Origin of the sequence: Janthinobacterium kochi, assembly GCF_051380715.1 — a bacterium.
In the GTDB taxonomy this organism is placed as follows: domain Bacteria; phylum Pseudomonadota; class Gammaproteobacteria; order Burkholderiales; family Burkholderiaceae_D; genus Janthinobacterium.
In genome coordinates, this window is sequence record NZ_JBNYXO010000003.1 from 54,001 (window position 1) to 72,567 (window position 18,567).

Annotated in this window: 18 protein-coding genes; 6 read left to right on the forward strand and 12 right to left on the reverse strand. The window is 63.9% G+C overall.

Annotated elements, in window-relative coordinates; translation table 11 throughout:
* Positions 1–94: 94 nt before the first annotated feature.
* A complete protein-coding gene (locus ACQ4WL_RS07935) occupies positions 95–1,747 on the reverse strand; it encodes a Na+/H+ antiporter (RefSeq protein WP_436509190.1) in 1,653 nt (550 codons plus the stop codon).
* Between the two features lie 207 nt (positions 1,748–1,954).
* Between ACQ4WL_RS07935 and ACQ4WL_RS07940 the strand changes: the two genes are divergently transcribed.
* From ACQ4WL_RS07940 to ACQ4WL_RS07955, 4 genes are all read left to right on the forward strand, one after another.
* The gene (locus tag ACQ4WL_RS07940) at positions 1,955–3,253 is read left to right on the forward strand and encodes a cytochrome c (RefSeq protein WP_436509191.1); all 1,299 of its coding nucleotides are present in this window, start codon (positions 1,955–1,957) and stop codon (positions 3,251–3,253) included.
* A gap of 16 nt (positions 3,254–3,269) precedes the next feature.
* Positions 3,270–3,737, forward strand: a complete 468-nt coding sequence (locus tag ACQ4WL_RS07945) for a (2Fe-2S)-binding protein (protein ID WP_436509192.1) — start codon at positions 3,270–3,272, stop codon at positions 3,735–3,737.
* The gene (locus tag ACQ4WL_RS07950; protein ID WP_436509193.1) at positions 3,730–6,048 is read left to right on the forward strand and encodes a xanthine dehydrogenase family protein molybdopterin-binding subunit; all 2,319 of its coding nucleotides are present in this window, start codon (positions 3,730–3,732) and stop codon (positions 6,046–6,048) included. Before ACQ4WL_RS07945 ends, ACQ4WL_RS07950 begins: the two co-directional genes overlap by 8 nt.
* A gap of 160 nt (positions 6,049–6,208) precedes the next feature.
* A complete protein-coding gene (locus tag ACQ4WL_RS07955) occupies positions 6,209–6,874 on the forward strand; it encodes a dienelactone hydrolase family protein (RefSeq protein ID WP_436509194.1) in 666 nt (221 codons plus the stop codon).
* A gap of 18 nt (positions 6,875–6,892) precedes the next feature.
* On the opposite strand, the gene fghA is transcribed toward ACQ4WL_RS07955, so the two are convergent.
* From fghA to ACQ4WL_RS07980, 5 genes are all read right to left on the reverse strand, one after another.
* Positions 6,893–7,762, reverse strand: coding sequence for an S-formylglutathione hydrolase (gene fghA, locus ACQ4WL_RS07960; protein ID WP_436509196.1), 870 nt, complete (start codon positions 7,760–7,762; stop codon positions 6,893–6,895).
* A gap of 56 nt (positions 7,763–7,818) precedes the next feature.
* Positions 7,819–8,682 carry an NAD-dependent protein deacetylase gene (locus ACQ4WL_RS07965; protein ID WP_436509197.1) on the reverse strand — a complete coding sequence of 288 codons (864 nt, stop codon included), beginning with the start codon at positions 8,680–8,682 and terminating at the stop codon, positions 7,819–7,821.
* Between the two features lie 48 nt (positions 8,683–8,730).
* Entirely contained in the window at positions 8,731–9,402 is a 672-nt protein-coding gene (gene lepB / locus ACQ4WL_RS07970; protein WP_436509199.1) for a signal peptidase I, read from the reverse strand.
* Between the two features lie 147 nt (positions 9,403–9,549).
* Positions 9,550–11,124: an oleate hydratase gene (locus tag ACQ4WL_RS07975; RefSeq protein WP_436509200.1), complete on the reverse strand. Its 1,575-nt coding sequence runs from the start codon at positions 11,122–11,124 to the stop codon at positions 9,550–9,552.
* A gap of 137 nt (positions 11,125–11,261) precedes the next feature.
* Positions 11,262–11,801, reverse strand: coding sequence for a GNAT family N-acetyltransferase (locus tag ACQ4WL_RS07980; protein ID WP_436509201.1), 540 nt, complete (start codon positions 11,799–11,801; stop codon positions 11,262–11,264).
* An 81-nt stretch (positions 11,802–11,882) separates the two neighbouring features.
* On the opposite strand from ACQ4WL_RS07980, the gene ACQ4WL_RS07985 reads away from it, so the two are divergent.
* Positions 11,883–12,275, forward strand: coding sequence for a VOC family protein (locus ACQ4WL_RS07985; protein WP_436509203.1), 393 nt, complete (start codon positions 11,883–11,885; stop codon positions 12,273–12,275).
* Between the two features lies 1 nt (position 12,276).
* Here ACQ4WL_RS07985 and ACQ4WL_RS07990 read toward each other — a convergent pair whose 3' ends face one another.
* Positions 12,277–12,861 (reverse strand): DinB family protein, encoded by a 585-nt coding sequence (locus ACQ4WL_RS07990; protein WP_436509204.1) that lies wholly within the window; start codon positions 12,859–12,861, stop codon positions 12,277–12,279.
* A 163-nt stretch (positions 12,862–13,024) separates the two neighbouring features.
* Here ACQ4WL_RS07990 and ACQ4WL_RS07995 point away from each other — a divergent pair, with 163 nt between their 5' ends.
* Positions 13,025–14,008 carry an HDOD domain-containing protein gene (locus ACQ4WL_RS07995; protein ID WP_436509206.1) on the forward strand — a complete coding sequence of 328 codons (984 nt, stop codon included), beginning with the start codon at positions 13,025–13,027 and terminating at the stop codon, positions 14,006–14,008.
* A 26-nt stretch (positions 14,009–14,034) separates the two neighbouring features.
* Here ACQ4WL_RS07995 and ACQ4WL_RS08000 read toward each other — a convergent pair whose 3' ends face one another.
* From ACQ4WL_RS08000 to ACQ4WL_RS08020, 5 genes are all read right to left on the reverse strand, one after another.
* Entirely contained in the window at positions 14,035–14,736 is a 702-nt protein-coding gene (locus ACQ4WL_RS08000) for an ABC transporter ATP-binding protein (RefSeq protein WP_436509640.1), read from the reverse strand.
* A 16-nt stretch (positions 14,737–14,752) separates the two neighbouring features.
* A complete protein-coding gene (locus ACQ4WL_RS08005) occupies positions 14,753–15,466 on the reverse strand; it encodes an ABC transporter ATP-binding protein (protein ID WP_436509207.1) in 714 nt (237 codons plus the stop codon).
* Positions 15,459–16,421, reverse strand: coding sequence for a branched-chain amino acid ABC transporter permease (locus ACQ4WL_RS08010; protein ID WP_436509208.1), 963 nt, complete (start codon positions 16,419–16,421; stop codon positions 15,459–15,461). The genes ACQ4WL_RS08005 and ACQ4WL_RS08010 overlap by 8 nt, the downstream gene beginning before the upstream one ends.
* Positions 16,418–17,290 (reverse strand): branched-chain amino acid ABC transporter permease, encoded by an 873-nt coding sequence (locus tag ACQ4WL_RS08015; protein WP_436509209.1) that lies wholly within the window; start codon positions 17,288–17,290, stop codon positions 16,418–16,420. The genes ACQ4WL_RS08010 and ACQ4WL_RS08015 overlap by 4 nt, the downstream gene beginning before the upstream one ends.
* A 97-nt stretch (positions 17,291–17,387) precedes the next feature.
* Complete coding sequence (locus ACQ4WL_RS08020) at positions 17,388–18,554, reverse strand: ABC transporter substrate-binding protein (protein WP_436509210.1); 1,167 nt, start codon at positions 18,552–18,554, stop codon at positions 17,388–17,390.
* Between the last annotated feature and the right edge of the window lie 13 nt (positions 18,555–18,567).

The window sequence follows — 18,567 nt, forward strand, 5'->3', positions numbered from 1 at the left end:
CATACAACCTTGCATTATAAACACGAATGTGAAAACTTGCATTCTTTGCCACGAGGATTGCTTATTGATACAGCCGCAGCGGGCCAGAGTGTTGCTATTCTTCCAGTGTCGCTTCCAGCAAGTCGATTTCGCGCAGCAGACGCAAATGGATGGTGTCGTCGAGTTCGCCCGAGATGCGGCGGCGGTACAGTTCATCGCGTTCCGCATTCAGCGCTTCCAGGCGCAGCGCGCGCTCGGCCTTGGCCAGTTCCTGCAGCCGCATTGCCTCGTCGTTGCTGCTTTCGCCATACGCGAGGCGGCGCCGGTAGGCTTCGATCAGGCGGTTGGCCGCCTCGGTGACGACTTGCTGCTTGTCATTCTTGTCGATGCCCTCGCAGACTTTTTCCAGCCGCGCGATGGCCGCTTCGGCGGCAGCGGCGCGGGCATTGCGCTCTTCCGTCGAGCGGCGCGCGGGCGGCGCGAACACCAGGCCCTTGGTCAGCAGGGGCAGGGTGACGCTGGCCAGTATCAGTGACAGCAAAATCACCCCCATGGACAGGAAGATGACGAGATCGCGCGCGGGGAAACGATTTCCGTCAGGCAAGAATAAGGGCAGGGTCAGGATACCGGCCAGTGTCAGCGCGCCGCGCACGCCCGCAAACGACGCCACCAGCAGCAGGCGCAGGCTGGGGCGTGCCAGCAGCGCGGCATCCTTCGATTCGCCCGGCATTTTCTTGTGGTGCTTGAACAGGGTCAGTTTCATGGAAATGAAGACCCAGATGAAGCGCATGAAGGTCAGCCCTACCGTGATGGCGATGACGAACAGGGGCAGCTTCCAGGCGCTGCCGGCGCCGATTTCGGCGGAGGCGGCCGGCAAGCCGGCCACGGTGGTGGGCAGTTGCGCGCCCAGCATGACGAAGATCACGCCATTCAAGACCAGTTGCACGGTATCCCACACAGCCTTGCGCTGGGTGCGCGTGGCGGCCAGCGGACGGCCGATCAGGTCGGCGTAATGCATGGACACGCCCGCCGTGGCGGCGGCCAGGATGCCCGAGCCGTGGATTTGCTCTGCGCCCAGGTAGGCGGCAAACGGAATCAGGATGCTGATGAGGATTTGCAAGCCCGGTTCTTCGCCGACCTTGCTCACCAGCCATTTATTTGCCAGGCCCACGCCCCACGAGATGGCCAGGCCGATGACGATGCCGCCGCCCGCTTCCTGCAGGAAACTCAGCGAGGCGGCGCCGATGGAAAAGCCGCCCGTCATCATGGCGCCCACGGCAAACGTGAAGCAGACCAGGCCCGACGCGTCGTTGAGCAGGGATTCGCCTTCGAGGATATGCATCAGGCGCGGCGGGATCGGGTTGCCGGCCGCGATTGCCGACACGGCCACGGGGTCCGTCGGCGAGAGGATGGCGCCCAGCGCGAAAGCGACGGCCAGCGGCACGCTGGGGATCAGCCAGTCGATGAAGAAACCCATGCCCAGCACGGTAAACAGCACCAGGCCGATGGCCAGCATCAGGATCGAGCGCGCATCGGAAAAGAAGGCGCCCTTGGGGATGCGCCAGCCGTCGAGAAACAGCAGCGGCGGAATGAAGAGCAGGAAGAAAATATCGGGATCGAGCGGCACTTGCACGCCAAACAGGGCCAATCCCGTGCCGCCGGCGATCTGGATCAGCGGTAGCGGCAACTTGACCCAGCGCGAGCGGGCGATGAAGCCGCACAGGACGACGCTCAGGACGAGGATGAGGATGATGGTAACGGTATGCATGAAGGAGCGGCGGCGTGCTGAAACGCTGATTATAAGGTGCAGCCCGCCTACAGGCAGCGCCTGCGTGTCATTGCGTACATACAACAAGTCACAATCGCGGTAAGATTGTCACTGCGGCCTTGTTGCCGCCGCCGTTAGCCGGCGGCTGGCCGCCTTGCTTTATATTCTTGCTTTTACCCTGGCCTTTACTTTTCATTGGTTCCTGTTTTGCTCAAGAAAATCTTCACCGGCTTGCTGCTGTTGCTGGCGCTGCTCACCGTCGCGGCGCTGGCCGCCTACTTGTATTACTGGCGCCCCGCGCTGGCGCCCATCGAGCCGCCTGCCGCCACGGCATTTTCCCCGCAAGTGGTGGAGAAGGGCCGCATCCTCGCCGGCATGGGCAACTGCGCCGCCTGCCATACGGCCAGCGGTGGCGCCGATTACGCGGGCGGCCACGGCCTGGCCACGCCGTTCGGCACGATTTACGCGACGAATATCACGCCCGACAGGCAAACGGGCATCGGCCGCTGGTCGCTGGCCGCCTTCCAGCGGGCCATGCGCGAAGGCGTGGGCCGCGATGGGGCGCATTTGTATCCCGTCTTTCCGTACACCCATTTCAACCTTGTGTCGGACACGGACCTGGCGGCCCTGTACGCGTATTTCATGACGCGCCCGCCCGTGTACGCAGTCGCGCCGGCCAATAGCGTGCCTTTCCCCCTGAACCTGCGCCCCTTGCAGGCGGGCTGGAAGCTGCTGTTTTTCAAGCCAGTGACTTTCCAGCTGGATACTGCGCAAGGGCTGGACTGGAACCGGGGCCGCTACCTGGCCGAAGGCCTGGCGCATTGCGCCGCCTGCCACACGCCGCGCAATGCGCTGGGCGCCGAGCTTGCCGGTTCAGCGTATCTGGGCGCGGCCATCGATGACTGGTATGCGCCGGCCCTGACCAGCGCCAACACGGCTCCGCTGCCGTGGACGCAGGATGAACTGTATACTTTCCTGCGCACGGGAGCGACGGCCCTGCACGGCGTGGCGGCCGGGCCCATGTCGGCTGTCGTGCACGAAGGCATGGGCGCGTCGCCCGATAGCGATGTCCGCGCGCTGTCCGTGTATTTTGCCGGTGTGGCCGATGTTGCCGAGCGCAAGGTGGATGCGGATGCCGTGATAAAAACCGGCATCGCCCGCTCGCAGCGTGTCAGCCTGGTCGACAATGACCGTGGCGCCAGCCTGTACGTGGCCGCCTGCGCGTCGTGCCATTCGAACAGCGATGCCCAGCCCATGGCCCTGCGTCCGGAACTGAGCCTGAACAGCGCCGTCAGCGCGCCCGATCCCGCCAACCTGATCCAGGTGATATTGCACGGCATCAGCAAGGACGAAGCCATGCCCGGCGTGCTGATGCCCGGCTTTGCCGCCTCGCTGACGGACAACGATGTGGCCCAGCTGGCCGCCTATCTGCGCCGCAGCCGCAGTCACCAGTCGGCCTGGACGAACCTGGAAGCGGCCGTGGTACGCGCGCGCGCCGGCAAGTAATTCTTGAAAGTTTCTAATGTATAACATGACTGTGAATGGCCAACCCTTCGGCACCGAGGCCGACGCCGAGACACCGCTGCTGTGGGTGCTGCGCGACGAAGCTCATCTGAAAGGCACGAAGTTTGGCTGCGGCATCGGCATGTGCGGCGCCTGCACCGTGCATGTCGATGGCCGCGCCATGCGCGCGTGCATCACGCCGATTGCCGCCGTCACCGGTTGCGCCATCACCACCATCGAAGGCCTCTCGCCCGATGGCACGCACCCGCTGCAGCGGGCCTGGCTTGCCACGCAGGCGCCGCAGTGTGGCTATTGCCAGTCGGGCCAGATCATGCAGGCGGCCACCTTGCTGCGCGACTATCCACAGCCGACGGATGCGAATATCGATGCCGTCATGAGCGGCAACCTGTGCCGCTGCATGGCGTATGTGCGCATCCGCAAGGCGATCAAGCTGGCGGCCGGCATGCAGGAGGCGCCCGGTGTTTAAGTTGCCGAAAGAAAATTCTGCTGCCCGCCCCAGCTCGCTGGGACGGCGCGGTTTCCTGATCGCCGCCGCCGGCACGGGGTTTACCCTGGCCTTTTTGCGCGCCGACAGCTCATTGGCCGCTGGCAAGACGGCGCCCGCGCCACCAAAACAAAGCGCTGCACCCGTGTTCGATCCCAGCATCTGGTTTCAGATCGGCCGCGATGGCATCGTCACCGTCAACATCGCCAAGGCGGAAATGGGCCAGCATATCGGCACGGCCCTGGCGCGCATCGTGGCCGAGGAGCTGGAGGCGGACTGGAGCAAGGTGCGCCTGCATTACGTCGACACGGACCCGAAATGGGGCTTGATGGTGACTGGCGGCAGCTGGTCGGTCTGGCAGAATTTCGACCCCCTCAGCCGTGCCGGCGCGGCCGGGCGCATCGCGCTGGTCGAAGAGGGCGCGCGCCTGTTGCGCGTGCCCGTGTCCGCTTGTCACGCCCGACTGGGCGTCGTGCATGGCCGTGGGCGCTCGATCAGCTACGGCGAAATCGTGCGCCGTGGCAAGCTGGCGCGCCAGTACACGCCGGAGCAATTGCAGGCCATCGTGCTGAAAACGCCGCGGCAGCGCAGCCTGATCGGCCAGCAGGTGCAGGCGCTCGACATCCCCGCGAAAATCAATGGCACGGCCGTGTACGGCATCGATGCGGAAATCGAGGGCATGCTGTATGCGCGCCCGAAGATCCCGCCCACGCGCTACGGCTCGAAGGTCGTCTCCATCGTTGATACGGCCGCGAAAAAGGTGAAGGGCTACCTGCGTTCGTTCGCCTTGCAGGACCCCAGCGGCACGGTGCCCGGCTGGGTCATGGTGGTGGCCGACACCTATGCGGCCGCCATGCGCGCGGCCGACCTGGTGCAGGTGAAATGGCGGGCCGGCGCGGCGGCCCACGTGTCGGAGCAGGATATCGTCAACTATGCTACCAAGCAACTGGCCGATGCCAGCCTGGGCGCCCGCGTGGTCGATGATGATGGCGTGGAGCAGGCGTTCAAGGATGCCAGCCTGCAGCTGGAACGCCACTACACGACCAGCACCGTGCTGCATTTCCAGCTGGAACCGGTGAATGCGCTGGCACAGGAAATCGACGGCGTCTGGCATATCCATGCGGGCAATCAGTGGCAATCGTTGATCTTGCCCGTGCTGGCGCAGGCGTTGAAGGTGCCGGAGAGCAAGGTCATGCTGCACACGTATCTGCTGGGTGGCGGCTTCGGGCGGCGTTTGAATGGCGATTATTGCGTGCCAGCCGCGCTGGCGGCGCAAGCCGTGGGACGCCCCGTCAAGATGATTTGCACGCGGTCCGACGATGCGCGTTTCGATTCGCCCCGTTCGCCATCCGTGCAGCATGTGCGCATGGCGTTCGACGATGCCGGCAAGGTCTCGGCGATGGTGCACGAGGCCAGCGCGGGCTGGCCCACGCAAGCCATGATTCCCGCTTTTTTGTCCAAGGATACGCAGGGCCATCCGTACGACCCGTTCGCCATCGCTGGCGCCGATCACTGGTACACGGTGGGCGCGCAACGCGTGCGGGCCGTGTCGAACGACCTGGCCAACAGCAGTTTTCGCCCCGGCTGGCTGCGCTCCGTGGGGCCGGGCTGGACGAATTGGGCCGTGGAAAGTTTCATGGACGAGGCGGCGCAGGCGGCCAAGGTCGATCCGCTGGCGTTCCGTTTGTCGCTGTTGCAGGCGACGGGGCGCAACGCGGGCAGCGCGCCGAATGCCGTCGGCGGCGCCGCGCGCCTGGCCCACGTGCTGCAGCGGGTGGCGGACAAGGCGGGCTGGGGCACGTCCATGCCGCCCGACACGGGCCTGGGCATCGCCGCCACGTTCGGCCAGGAGCGCGACATGCCCACCTGGACGGCTTGCGTCGCCCGGGTGAAAGTGGACCGCAGCACTTGCATGGTGACAGTCGAAAAGCTGTTCATGGTGATCGACGCGGGCAGCATCGTCGACCCCGATGGCGCGCTGGCGCAGGCGGAAGGGGGCGCGCTGTGGGGCGTGAGCATGGCCTTGCACGAAGGCACGGCATTCCTCAACGGCGAAGTGAAGGATATCAACCTGAATACCTACACGCCCCTGCGCATGGCCGACGTGCCCGAGCTCGACATCGAATTTGTTGCCAGCACGCAAACGGCGACGGGCTTGGGCGAGCCGCCCACGACGGCCGTGGCGCCAGCGATAGCCAACGCCATCTTTGCCGCCGTGGCCTCGCGCGTGCGGCATTTGCCGATTCGCCCGGAAGCCGTGTTGAAGGGGCTGGACCGGCACGGCGCCGTCTGATGCGGGCGCATGGCAAAATGACGTGCGCCGCGCGTGAACGGGCGCAGGCTGGTACACTGAAGCTTGCCGCTCAGTGCGCGCAGGCGGCGCCCGGTCCGGCAAAATCAGAGCAAAATCAGCGCGATGTCAGCTTAATTACAGCTCGATAGCGGAGGCAGCCATGCAAGAACAATTTGTCAGCATCACGGCCGATGAACTTCAAATGGACGGCGTGCTTGAAATGCCCGAGCGGCCCGTGGGCATCGTCCTGTTTGCCCATGGCGCGGGCGCCGATAGCGACTACCTTGGCGCTTCCAGCCACGCCACTTCCCAGGATTTTTTGCGAGCGGGCATCGCCACTCTGCGCTTCAACCAGGGCGGTGTCGGGCCCGGTGGCGGCAGCAATGGCCACGCTTATTTCGTGCGCAGCGATATTGTGCTGCTGGCGCGTCAACTGGAAAAAGCCCTGGGCTGGCTGCAGGTCGACCCGTCCACGCGGCGTTTGCCCTGCGGTCTGTATGGCTATGGCACCAGCGCCGCCGTGGTGATGCAACTGGCAGCCTGGCGCAGCGCGGAAATCGCCGCGCTGGTTGTCTGCGATGGCCAGGTGGAAATGGCGGGCAAGGCGGCGCTGGAAACCGTGCGAGTGCCATCGCTGCTGATCGTGGGCGGGCGCGACCCCGACGTGGCTGGCCTGAACCGCATGGCGTTTGCCACCTTGCGCTGCGACAAGCAGCTGGAACAGATCGCCGCGCCTGGCGGCCCCGACACGCGCCACCAGGCCGCCTTGCTGGCTACGGACTGGTACACGCGCCATTTCAACGGGCATACCAGTACGGCGCAATAGCTCAATCTGGCAAGGGCGTCAGGCGAGGGCGCGCAGGTTCTTCGCATGGAAGCGCACATGCTCTTCCATGAAGCTGGCGATGAAGTAATAGCCGTGGTCATAGCCGGCATGGCGGCGTAGCCGTAATGGCTGGCCGGCGTCGCGGCAGGCCGCTTCGAAGACGTCGGGGAACAGTTGCTCGGGCAGAAACTTGTCGGCCAGGCCCTGGTCGATCAAGATGCCATCGGGAAACAGTGCCGGCTGGCCCTGCAGAGTACGCATCAGCGCGCTGGCGTCGTATTGCTGCCAGCTGGCTTCGTCGCTGCCCAGGTAGCCCGAAAACGCCTTCTTGCCCCACGGACACTGGCTCGGTGCGGCGATGGGGGCGAAGGCGGACACGGAGCGGAACAGCTCAGGATTGCGCAAGGCCAGCACCAGCGCGCCGTGGCCGCCCATCGAGTGACCGAAAATGCCCGTGCGTTGCGCATCGATCGCCAGTTCCTGTTCCAGCAGCGCACGCAATCCCAGCAGGTAGCTATACATCCGAAAATGGCTGCTCCACGGCGCCTCGGTGGCGTCCACGTAAAAGCCGGCGCCCACGCCGAAATCCCAGGATGCGCTCTCGCCCGCGATGTTGGCGCCACGGGGGCTGGTGTCGGGCGCGATCAGGATCAAGCCTTCCTCGGCCGCCACGCGCTGCGCGCCACCCTTGATCATGAAGGTTTCTTCCGTGCACGTCAGGCCCGCCAGGTAAAACAGGGCGGGGCGTTTGGTGCTGACCACGCTGCCTGGCGCCGTGTCGGGAATGAAGGCCGAGAAACGCATGGGCAAGCCGATGGCGTGCGCGTCGTGGCGATAAAAGCGTTGTACGCCGCCAAAACAGGCGTGTTCACTCAACAGTTCCAGCATGAATTCTCCTCGTCAATCCCACAGTATAGCCAGAGTGGCGCACCGCTGAGACGGGATCAGCCCAGCATGGCCGCTAATGCTGGCAAGATGTCCTGTGCCGGCGCTTCGGTCTTGAATGCCAGCAAATGGTCGGCGCGCGTCTTGCCCATGTTGATGGCGGCCACTGGCTTGCCCGTCTCGGCCGCCATGCGGCACAGGCGAAAGCTGGAATACACCATGACGGACGAGCCCACCACCAGCAGGGCACTGGCGGCGTGCATCTTGCTTTCGGCCTCGGCCGCGCAGGCGGCGGGCACGCCATCGCCAAAGAACACCACGTCCGGCTGCAGGGTGCCGCCGCAGCGGGGACAGACGGGCAGGTGGAAGGTGGCCAGCTGGGACGGCTCCAGCAAGGCGTCGCCATCGGGCGCCGGCGTGGCCGTGGCGCCCAGCATCTGTGGATTGTCGCGTTCAAGCTGATCCTGGATCAGGCGGCGCGTGTGGCGGGCCTGGCAATCGAGGCATACCACGCCGTGTATGCTGCCGTGCAACTCCGTGACGGTGGCGCTGCCTGCCTGCTGATGCAAGCCATCGACGTTTTGCGTGACCAGGCCGCCTATTCTCTGACGTTGAGCCAAATGCGCGATGGCCAGGTGACCGGCGTTTGGCATGGCGCGCGCGAGGGTGGGCCAGCCGACCATGCTGCGCGCCCAGTAGCGGCGGCGTACGGCTTCCTGGCGGCGAAAATCGGGGCCTTGCACCGGGGCGTTGCCATGCCGCACGCCGTCCGTGTCGCGGTAAGCGGGAATGCCGGACGCCGTACTGATGCCGGCGCCCGTCAGCAGCAGCACGTCGGGATGGCGCTGCAGGAAATGCGCCAGTTGATCGAGGGCAGGATCGTCGCTGGCGCCTTGCTGGCTAGCTCGGGGAAAAATTTGCATGATGCCCCATGCTAACCGAAAAGCACGGCGCCGTTGCAAGGGCCACGTTTACTCCAGCTTCATGCCGAAACGCTGCAGCCGCGGCTGCCAATGCTCGTCGATATTGGCCGAGACCAGGATGCGCTCGGCCTTGCCGATCAGCAATGCGCGTGGCACGAAGCCGAAATAGCGCGAGTCGGCGCTGTTGTCGCGGTTATCGCCCAGCATCATGAAGTGGTCGGCCGGCACCGTCACGGGGGCAAAGCTGCGCGCAGCGCCCGCGATTTGCGGCAAGACCTGGATGCGGTGCTGCTCGGTCGCGTTGCGCTCGCTGATGCGCTGCGCCGTCAGCTGGCCCACGTGGGCGATGGTTTCAGGCGCCGTGTCGAGCGCCGTGTACCGGGCGGGCTGGCCATTGATGACCAGCTCTTCATTGCGCATTTCCACCGTGTCGCCGGGCAGGGCGATGATGCGCTTGATCAGGCGCGTGCCGTCTTTCGGCGAGGAAAAAGTGACGATGTCGCCCCGCTGCGGGTCGCCCAGGCGCTGCAGCACGATATCGGTGAGCGGTACTTTCAGGTTGAAGGCGAGGCGGTTGACGAAGACCACGTCGCCTTCGAGCAGGTTGGGGCGCATGGATGCCGACGGTATCGGATTCCAGTCCGCCACGGCCGTGCGGAACACGCCGAACAGCAGCAGAAACATCAAAAAACCTTTGTTGGCGCGCATCCATGTTGTCATGTTGGCTCTTTCGCTGGGCCGTGCCCGTGAGTGTGAGGGGAGGCGCCATGCTGCTGGCGCCCTATCCACGATGCACGGCGAGGCTGAAGCCAGTCTTAAATCAGGCGCCTGCGCGGCCGATGTTGCGTGCAAGCGTCAGCAACGAGGCTATTTGAACGCCTTGATGACGGCATCGAGCTTGACCTTGAGCGACTTGTCGTGCGCCTCGATGGCCGGCACGTCGCGCTGCACGCCGAGCAGCTGGTAGACGGCCGTCTGCGCCGCGCGCACCGAGTATTCCACGGTGAAGACGACATCGTCGGCGAGCTCCACGAACTGGCTGACGAAGGCAAGGTTGACGGAGTTGGCCGGCACGGGCAGCGGGCGGTCGCTCTTTGCGCGGGGCATGAACATGCTGGTGATGTAGGGCATGCGGCAGGGAATGCAGTTGGCCGTGGCCATGATGTCGAGGTCGAAGTTCAGGTGACCGCACAGCTCGCGCAGGATCTCTTCGCCGCTGCATTCGGACATGGGCTTGGCGACGAAGTTGCCGATGCGGTCAGGGTGCAGCGCATAGCCCCAGAATACTTGCACTCCCTGGGGCTGGCCGGCGAAATGGGGCTGGTGCGCCAGCACGATGGACATGAACCAGTTGCTGTCCTTGAAGGTGACGAGGCCGCCCGTGCCCGCGCTGTTGCCCGTGAATTGCTCCATCCTGTCAAAGAAGGCGCTGTCTTTCAAGGTGACCGTGTACGAGGCCCAGTACGATTCGGGGATGCTGCTGTTGAAGGCGGCTGGACGGCCCAGCGCCGGGCGGCCTTCGGCCAGTTTTTCCCACAGAAGCCAACCCTGGCTGTCGGTTTTCGTGCGCTTGGCCGGTGCGCTGTGCATGCTGCCATAGCTGGAGGCATCCGTCATCGAGGCGTTCTGGAAAAACACCAGGTCGCCGGCGCCGACGGGAATCACGTCGGCCAGGCCGCGCCGCTGGCAGTGCAGGGCGGTGGCAGTCAGGCGGCCTTCGGGTTCCTGTACCTCGATATCGGTCACCGTGCAATCCATGATGATGTTCACGCCTTGTTCCTGCAGCCACGCGACCAGCGGGCGCACCAGCGAATCGTACTGGTTGTAGACGGTACGCTTGACACCGGCCAGGGTTTCGATGCGCGAAAACTCCATCATGAAGCGGTGCAGATAGCGCTTGAACTCGACGGCGCTATGCCAGGGCTGGAAGGCAAACGTGGTGGCCCACATATACCAGAACTTGGTGTCGAAAAATTCGGGCGAGAGCCAATCCGTGATGGCGCTGCTGCCCAGCGTGTCTTCGTCCGCTTCCGTCAGCTTCAGCAGTTCCAGCCTGTCCTGCATGGAAAAGCCCATGCTGCTGACATCGACCTTGAAACGGTTGCGGTCGACCAGGCGCGCACGCGAGTGGGGAATGTGCTGTGCATTGAAGGCGATGGTTTCATCGTAGACGCTCTGGCCCGCATGTTCGAGCGAAGGGATGCTCTTGAACAAGTCCCAGGTGCACTCGTAATTATCGGTGGTCAGCATGCGCCCGCCGCGCAAGGTGTAGCCATCCTCGGCATTGCCGCCGCCATCGAGGCTGCCCCCGGTCACGGGCGATGTTTCGAAGATGGTGATGTTGCTGCCTTGCATGCCGCCGTCGCGTATCATGAAGGCGGCCGCAGCCAGTGAGCCGATGCCGCCGCCGACGAGGTAGGCTTTTTTGTCTATATTGGTCATGGTTTTCCCCTGAATGTGAGCGCATCCGCGTGCGCGAAAGGCTTGCAAGCGGCACGGCCAATGCCATGCCATATTTGCCTATTTTACAACGTCAGGGGGCGGGGCGGCTGATAAATAGAGCGTTCGTTCGGTTTCCGTCAGGCGCCAGCGTGTTCTTTGCGTCGTTCAAAGTACAGCAAATCCGACCAGGCATCCTGGAAGCGCATGGCTTTTTCCGAGTGGCCATATTGGTGAAAGCCGTTGCGCTGCATGACAGTGACCGAACCCAGGTTTTGCGGCCGCGCCGTCGCTTCCACGCGCCACAGTTCCAGTGCGCCGAACGCTTCTTCCAGCAGCAGGGCGACCACGCGCGTGGCGTAGCCGCGTCCGCCGAACCGTTCGCCGATGCGATAACCGAGCGTCGCCTTGTTGAAGTAGGGGCGTGTGACGGCTGTCAGGTTGACCCTGCCGATGATTTGCCCATCCAGCTTGGCCAGATACTGGTAAGCGAGGTCTTGCTGGCGCTCGCGCCGCGCCTGCTCGATGGCGGCGGCGATGGCTTCCTGGTGGTAATAGGACGGTGCGCGCGCCGTGACCCAGCTTTCAAAATACGCGCGGTTTTCCAGTTCGAAGGCCAGCAAGGCGGGAAGGTCGGCGCTGGAGGGTGGGAGTAACTGAAGGCGGTCGAGGTCTGGCATGGGATCGTGTCGGAAAGCGATGCGCCATTATAATCAGCTGGCGCATTTCGCCGCACATGCTTGAATTCATGAAGGAGCAGCATGCTGTCCCATCTCTGCCTCGGCACTAACGACTTTCCACGCGCCTACGCTTTCTACACGGCCTTGCTGGGAGAACTCGATTTGATCGAGAAATTTCATGACCCGGCTAAACCCTGGGCGGGCTGGATGGCGCGGGAGGCGCCGCGCCCCCTGTTCGTGCTGACGGCGCCGCATGATGGCTTGCCGGCGACTCCCGGCAATGGCCAGATGACGGCCTGGCTGGCGGTCAGCCGCGCCCAGGTGGACCGCAGTTACCAGGCCGTGCTGGCGCTGGGCGCCGTGTGCGAAGGGCCGCCCGGCTTGCGCCCCCATTACCACGCTCATTACTATGGTGCCTATTTCCGCGACCTCGACGGCAACAAGCTGTGCGTCTGCTGCCACGCCGAAGAATGACTCAGCGCGCTCCCCAGACGTCGTCTTCCGTCCAGCCCAGTTCCAGGAAATCCTGTGCCCGTTCGCCAGCTTCGCCAGCGCAATAGAACTCGTCGAGCTGGGGCGGCGCGATGCGTGTGCCGGCCAGCATGGCGTGCACTTGCCCCCGGTGATGGATTTGGTGCTGGAACAAATGCGCCAGCATGCGCTGGCGCGTGTCGACTTGCGGCGTGTCGCGCAGGATCGTCACGGGCCGCGCCAGATCCGCATCGCACAGGCTGCGGCAATGGGCGATCAGGCGCAGGTCCGACGCGCGCTGTGCCGCGCGCAGGGCCGCGCCATCGGTGAACGGTTCATCCTGTTCAAAAAAGACATAGCAGTCAGCATGGGGCGCTTCGCCGCGCAGTTCGCGTTCGAGCGCATCGAGATAAAACCAGTCGCATGTGAGGATGTGATTCAGGGTAAACTGGATGGTGGGGAAAAAGCTGACGCGCGTGGCCTGGAATTCGGCCCGGGTCAACTGCCCGCAAGCCTTCAGCAGGCGGTGGTTGGCCCAGGCGTTGTTATACGCCTGGGTGGTGATGTAGTGTACAAGTGGATTGTTCATGATGGGTTGCTTGTCGAGCGGGGCAGGGTGCATGTCGTGCCACTTTAGCATGTTGCGGCAGGTGGACAAAGCGCTCACGCCTGCCGCACCAGTACTGCCGTCATCAAGTAAAATCACGGAGCGAACTTCGCGATAATGATGCATACAGGGCTTGGACAGCAAAATGGGTTGGATAGGAAAATTACTGAACGGCGGCGACGAAAAAAGCAAGCCTGCGCCAGTCACGGCAGCGGCGGCTCCCGAGGCGACACGGCAGCCAGCCACCATCGCCGAAATCGATGCCATGTACTACCGCTGGCTGGCGGCTGCCGGTCCGGCGCAGGCTCCGGAGCAGACCGAACAGCAGATTCTGGACGAATTGGCGCGCCTGGCCCGTGAACCGATCGCTGGCGCTGCGCTGGTGCCGCGCATTCCGGCCATCATTCCGCAGTTGATGCGTACCTTGCAAGATGAAAACATGAGCGCGGCCAAGCTGTCGGCCCAGCTGGCCCAGGACGTGCTGCTGGTCGCCGAGGTCTACCGCGAAGCGAACCGGCCCTGCTACCAGTCGCGCTATAACGCCAGCCCGTCGATCAGCAACATGGAAGGCGCCATCATGCTGCTCGGGCAAAACGGCATGCGCATGCTGCTCGCCCGCGTCGCCTTCCGTCCCATCGTCAGCATGCAAAGCGGCGGGCTGACCGTGCGCACGGCGCCGCTGATCTGGCGCCAGTCCGAGAAATGTGCGCTGGCGGCCAGCCTGGTCGCGCCGGCCATGCATGCCAACGCCTTCGATGCCTATCTCGCGGGATTGATGGCCAATGTCGGCCTGGTGGTGGCGTTCCGGTTGATCGACCAGATGCATGCGCCCGATGTCTTTCCACAATCGGACGCCTTCATTGCCCAGGTGTTTGCGCAAGCGCGCATCCTGTCGGTGCGGATCGCCGAATTGTGGGAGTTTCCCCAGTCCGTGACCCGCGCTATCGAACAAGTAGGGCAGGCCGATGCCGATCCGCAGGCGCAAGCGCTGGCGCTGGGCGAACGCTTGAGCAAGCTGCGCATGCTGGCCGATACAGGCCGCTTCCCCGCCGACGATCCTTTCGTGACGACCGGACTCGACAAGAATGCCCTGCTGGCGTTTGGCAAACTGGCCGACGACGAAGACTGATGGCAACCGCGTGCAACTGATATCACTCAGCGCGCGAAATAGAGTTCATGCAGGTGCTCGAGGTCGACATCAACGGCCGCCTGCGACAGCGCCACTTTGCCGCTTTGCATCAGGTACACGTGATCGGCCACGCCGACGGCGCGCGCCGTGTTCTGCTCGACGAGGATGATGGTGCGCTTGCCATCGTTCAGGTGCGCGAGGATATCGAACAGCTCGTTGACCACCAGCGGCGCCAGGCCCAGCGAAGGCTCGTCGATGATCAGCAGCGACGGGTCCGACATCAATCCCCGCGCCATGGCCAGCATCTGCGCCTCGCCGCCGGAGAGTGAGCCGGCCAGCTGCTTGCGCCGTTCTTGCAGGCGCGGGAACATGGCGTAGGCTTCTGCCAGGCGCGCCGGCATGTGGCTGCGGTGCTCCTTCGGAAACGCGCCCATGATCAGGTTTTCTTCCACGCTCATGTCACGAAACGTCATGCGGCCTTCGGGGATCATGGTGACCCTCGCATCGCTCATTTTCCACGTGGGTGTGCCATTGATCCCCACGCCATCGAGCGCGATGCTGCCCGCGTCCACGGGCAGCAGACCCATGATGGCGCGCAGCAGGGTGGTCTTGCCGGCCCCGTTCGGGCCGATGATGGTGGTCAGCTTGCCCTTCTGGATCGACAGCGACACGTCCCACAGCACATTGATGGCGCCATAGCCGGCGCGCAGGTTTTCTATCTCAAGCATCGTTTCAGGCATGGTTTCAAGCATGGGCGGCTCCCGTATAGCTTTCGATGACGGCCGGATCGCGGAACACGACGTCCGGCGTGCCATCGGCGATCAGCTGGCCAAAATTGAGCACAGCCACACGCTGGCACAGGTTGCTGATGGTTTCGATGTCGTGCTCGATCATGACGATGCCCACGCCAAAGGCCGCATGCAAGTCCTTCAGCATGCCCATGAAGCGGCGCTTGCCGTTCGTTTCCAGGCCGGCCAGCACTTCGTCGAGCAGCAGCAGTTTCGGATTGGTGGCCAGGGCCTTGGCCACTTCCAGCGCTTTCAATTCCGTCAGCGCCAGTTCGCTGGCCGCATCGCGCCCGGCCTTGTCAAGCAGGCTGGTGAAATCGAGGATATCATCGATCTTGCGCATGTCCACCTTGCCGGTGCCGAAGCGCTGCGCCACGACGAGATTTTCGCGCACCGTCAATTCATGCATCGGTTGCGGAATCTGGAAAGTGCGGCCCAGCCCCAGGCGGGCGCGCTGGTACATGGGCGTGGCCATGATGTCGCGTCCCTCGAAGCGGATGCCGCCACTGGTGGGGCGCACCAGGCCGGAAATCGCATTGAACAGGGTGGTCTTGCCGGCGCCGTTGGCGCCCACGAGGCCGATCACGTCGTGGCTGGCCACTTTCAACGTGACGGAATCGACGGCCGTCAGGCCGCCGAAGCGCACGGACACATTATCGAGTTCAAGCATGTTGTTTCTCCTTCGCTTTGAACATTTTGCGTAGCAGCGGCAGCAAGCCGTTCGGGCTGAAGACGATCATCGCCACCAGCAGCACCCCCAGCACCAACTGGTGGCCCGTGGGAATCAGCGACTTGAAAATCAGCTGATCGACCAGGTAGACCACCACGGCGCCCAGCACGGGCCCGAGTATCGTGCGGTAGCCGCCGAAGATGGCCGCCACGATCGGCAAGGTCACCCACAGGCTGTTGAAGGCGTAGTCTGGCTCCAGGAAGTTGATGTAGTGGGCGTTGAAGGCGCCGAACAGGCCCGCCATGAAGGCCGACACCAGCAGCATGGCGCCTTTCAGCAAGGTGCTGTTGACGCCGACGACGCGCGTGGCGTCTTCGCTGTCGTGCATGGCGCGCAGGGCGATGCCGTAATGGCTGGCGCGGATGCGGCTGTAGGCGAAGGCGCACGCCACCACCAGGGTCAGCACCACCAGGTAGGCGCCCGTCTTGCTGGCCAAATCAAAGCCGAAGACGGTGGGCAAGGTGGGAATATTGTTGATGCCGCCGGCGCCGCCCGTCACCGAGCTCCATTCCGTGGCCAGGATGCGGAAGATGTGGGCGTAGGCGAGGATGGCCAGCGCAAAATACGGCCCGCGCAGGCGCAGCACGGGCAGCATGATGACGGCGGCGATGGCCGCCCCCGCGCCGCCGAGCAACATGGCGGAAAACACGGGCAAGCCCAGTTTCACGGTGGTCAGCGCGGAGACATACGCGCCCACGCCAAAGAACGCAGCATGGCCGAAGCTGACCATGCCGCCCAAATTACCGAGCAGGGCCCAGGACATGGCCACGCCGCCGATGATCAGGGCCGCCACCACCATGCTCATCACATACTGGTTGCCGCCGAGGGCCAGCGGCACGGCGATATACGCGGCCAGCAGCAAACCGGCCGTTGAAATCAGTGTTGAGCGCTTCATCCGCGCCTCCGTTGTGCGCCGAACAGGCCATTCGGCATGATGAACAACACTAGCAGGAACAGCACCATGCCGGACAATTCCTGCAGCGCGGAGCTGGCCAGGGTGACGGTCAGCGCTTCGGCCACGCCCAGCAGCACGGCGGCGATCAGCACGCCGGGGATCGAGCCGATGCCGGCCAAGACTGTGATGATGAAGGCTTTCACCGTCAGCGCGCCGCCGTAGGCAGGCTGGATCACGCCATAGCTGAACAGGGCGACACCGGCGAAGGCGGCCAGGATGCCGGCGACTAAAAAGGAGACCATTTCCGTGCGGCCCGGGTCGATGCCCATCAGCTTGGCCGCATCGCGGTTGCTGGAGACGGCGCGCACGGCGCGGCCATACCAACTGGTGGCCAGCCAGCGCCACAGGGCCGCCATCAGCACCAGGCTGACGCCGAAGAAAATCACTTCGCTGCGCATGCTGAAGAAGGGGCCGATTTCAAAACCTTCCTGCAGCCAGCTCGACGAGGTCGAGCGGATGTCCGCCTTCCATACCAGCAGTATGAAATTGGTGAGAATGACGCCGATGCCGTAGGTGAGGATCAGCGAATTGATTTCGCGGTCTTTCTTGATGCGGCTGACGATCAGATACACGCCCACGGACGTCAGGCTGACGATCACCAGCGCGATGGGAATGGCGAACATGGGACCGAGGCCCAGGCTTGACTCCACGCTGTAGGCGATGTATGCGGCCAGCAGCACCAGCTCGCCGTGCGCCAGGTTGATCACTTTCATGGTGCCGAAGACCAGCGCCAGTCCCAGTGCGATCAGGGCGTAGGAGCCGCCCTGCAGCAAGCCTGAATACAGGGCTTGCAAGATTAATTCTGTCATGTCGTCATCCCGTCAGGCAGCCCTGGCGCGGGCCAGGACTGCCGTTCATCGGTGCGCGCCCTGGCGGACACGCGCGTGTGCAGGGGGGAGGCTGCTGCTACCAGGGCAGGGCCGGGTAGGCCAGCTTGCCCGTGGCGTGTTCCTTCGGCCAGACGATCACCACTTTTTTGTCCTGGTGCTGCGCCATGCGGTGCACGAAGTTCTGGTTGTCGCCATTCGCGGCGAACTGCACCCGGCCGATCAGGGTTTCGCGGTCCGTCTTGCGCATTTCCTCGGCCACGCCGCCTTTCTTCAGTGTGCCCTTGTCGGCCGCGCGCGCGATCGCTTCGAACAGCAGCATCGATTGCACGTAACCGAACTGGCCCAGGTAGTCCGGTTCCTTCTTGTACAGCTGCTTGTAGGCGTCGCTGAAGGCCTTGCCATCGGCTGTCTTGAATTCGGTGGGGAAGGGCAGCAGGGCCGTGCCGAATACGTTCGGCATCAGGTCGGGGAAGTCGGTCGCCATTTTCGGCGTGGCCAGCGACCATACGCCCACCATGGCCTTGATCTTTGGTTTGAGCACGCGGGCGGCGCGGATGATGCCCACGTAATCATTTTCGTAGCCGACCATGGCGACGACTTCGGATTTATCCTGCAGCCTGATCTTGTTGATGATGGGCTTGAAGTCCGTAATGGCCGGGTCGAACGAGTGTGTCGTCACTTTCACGCCCCTGGCGGCCAGGGCTTTTTCCACGTCTTTCGCCAGGCCCGTGGTGGCGTCCTTGGTCGAATACACGATGGAGACGGACTTGGCGCCCACGTCCTGCAGCAGTCCCAGCATGGCTTTTTCGTAGCCGGCCGTGTTATTGATGCGGAAAAAATTCTTGCGTCCGCTGGCTACCAGGCTGTCGTCCACGCCGCCCGAAGTGATGTAGACGAGGCCCAGTTTGTTCGCCGTGTCCGAGGCGGGCGAGATATTGTTCGAGCCGTAGCCGCCCGTGATGGCCACCACGCCCTGGCTGGCCAGCTTTTCCACGGCGGCGATGGCCTTGGCGGGCGCCGATTCGTCGTCGACGGTGATGATCTTGATGGTGTGCTTGCCGTTGGTCTTGTTGAAGACCTCGGCTGCGACCATGATCCCTTCCTGCATGCCGGCGCCGACCCGCGCCAGGTTGCCCGTCAGGGGGATTTCCGCGCCGACCAGGAATTCGTCGGCGCTGGCCTGCGCCATCCAGGCGCTGGCAACCAGCGCTGCCATGGCGATGCGTGTGTAGGTGCGTTTCATCGTGTCTCCTCCG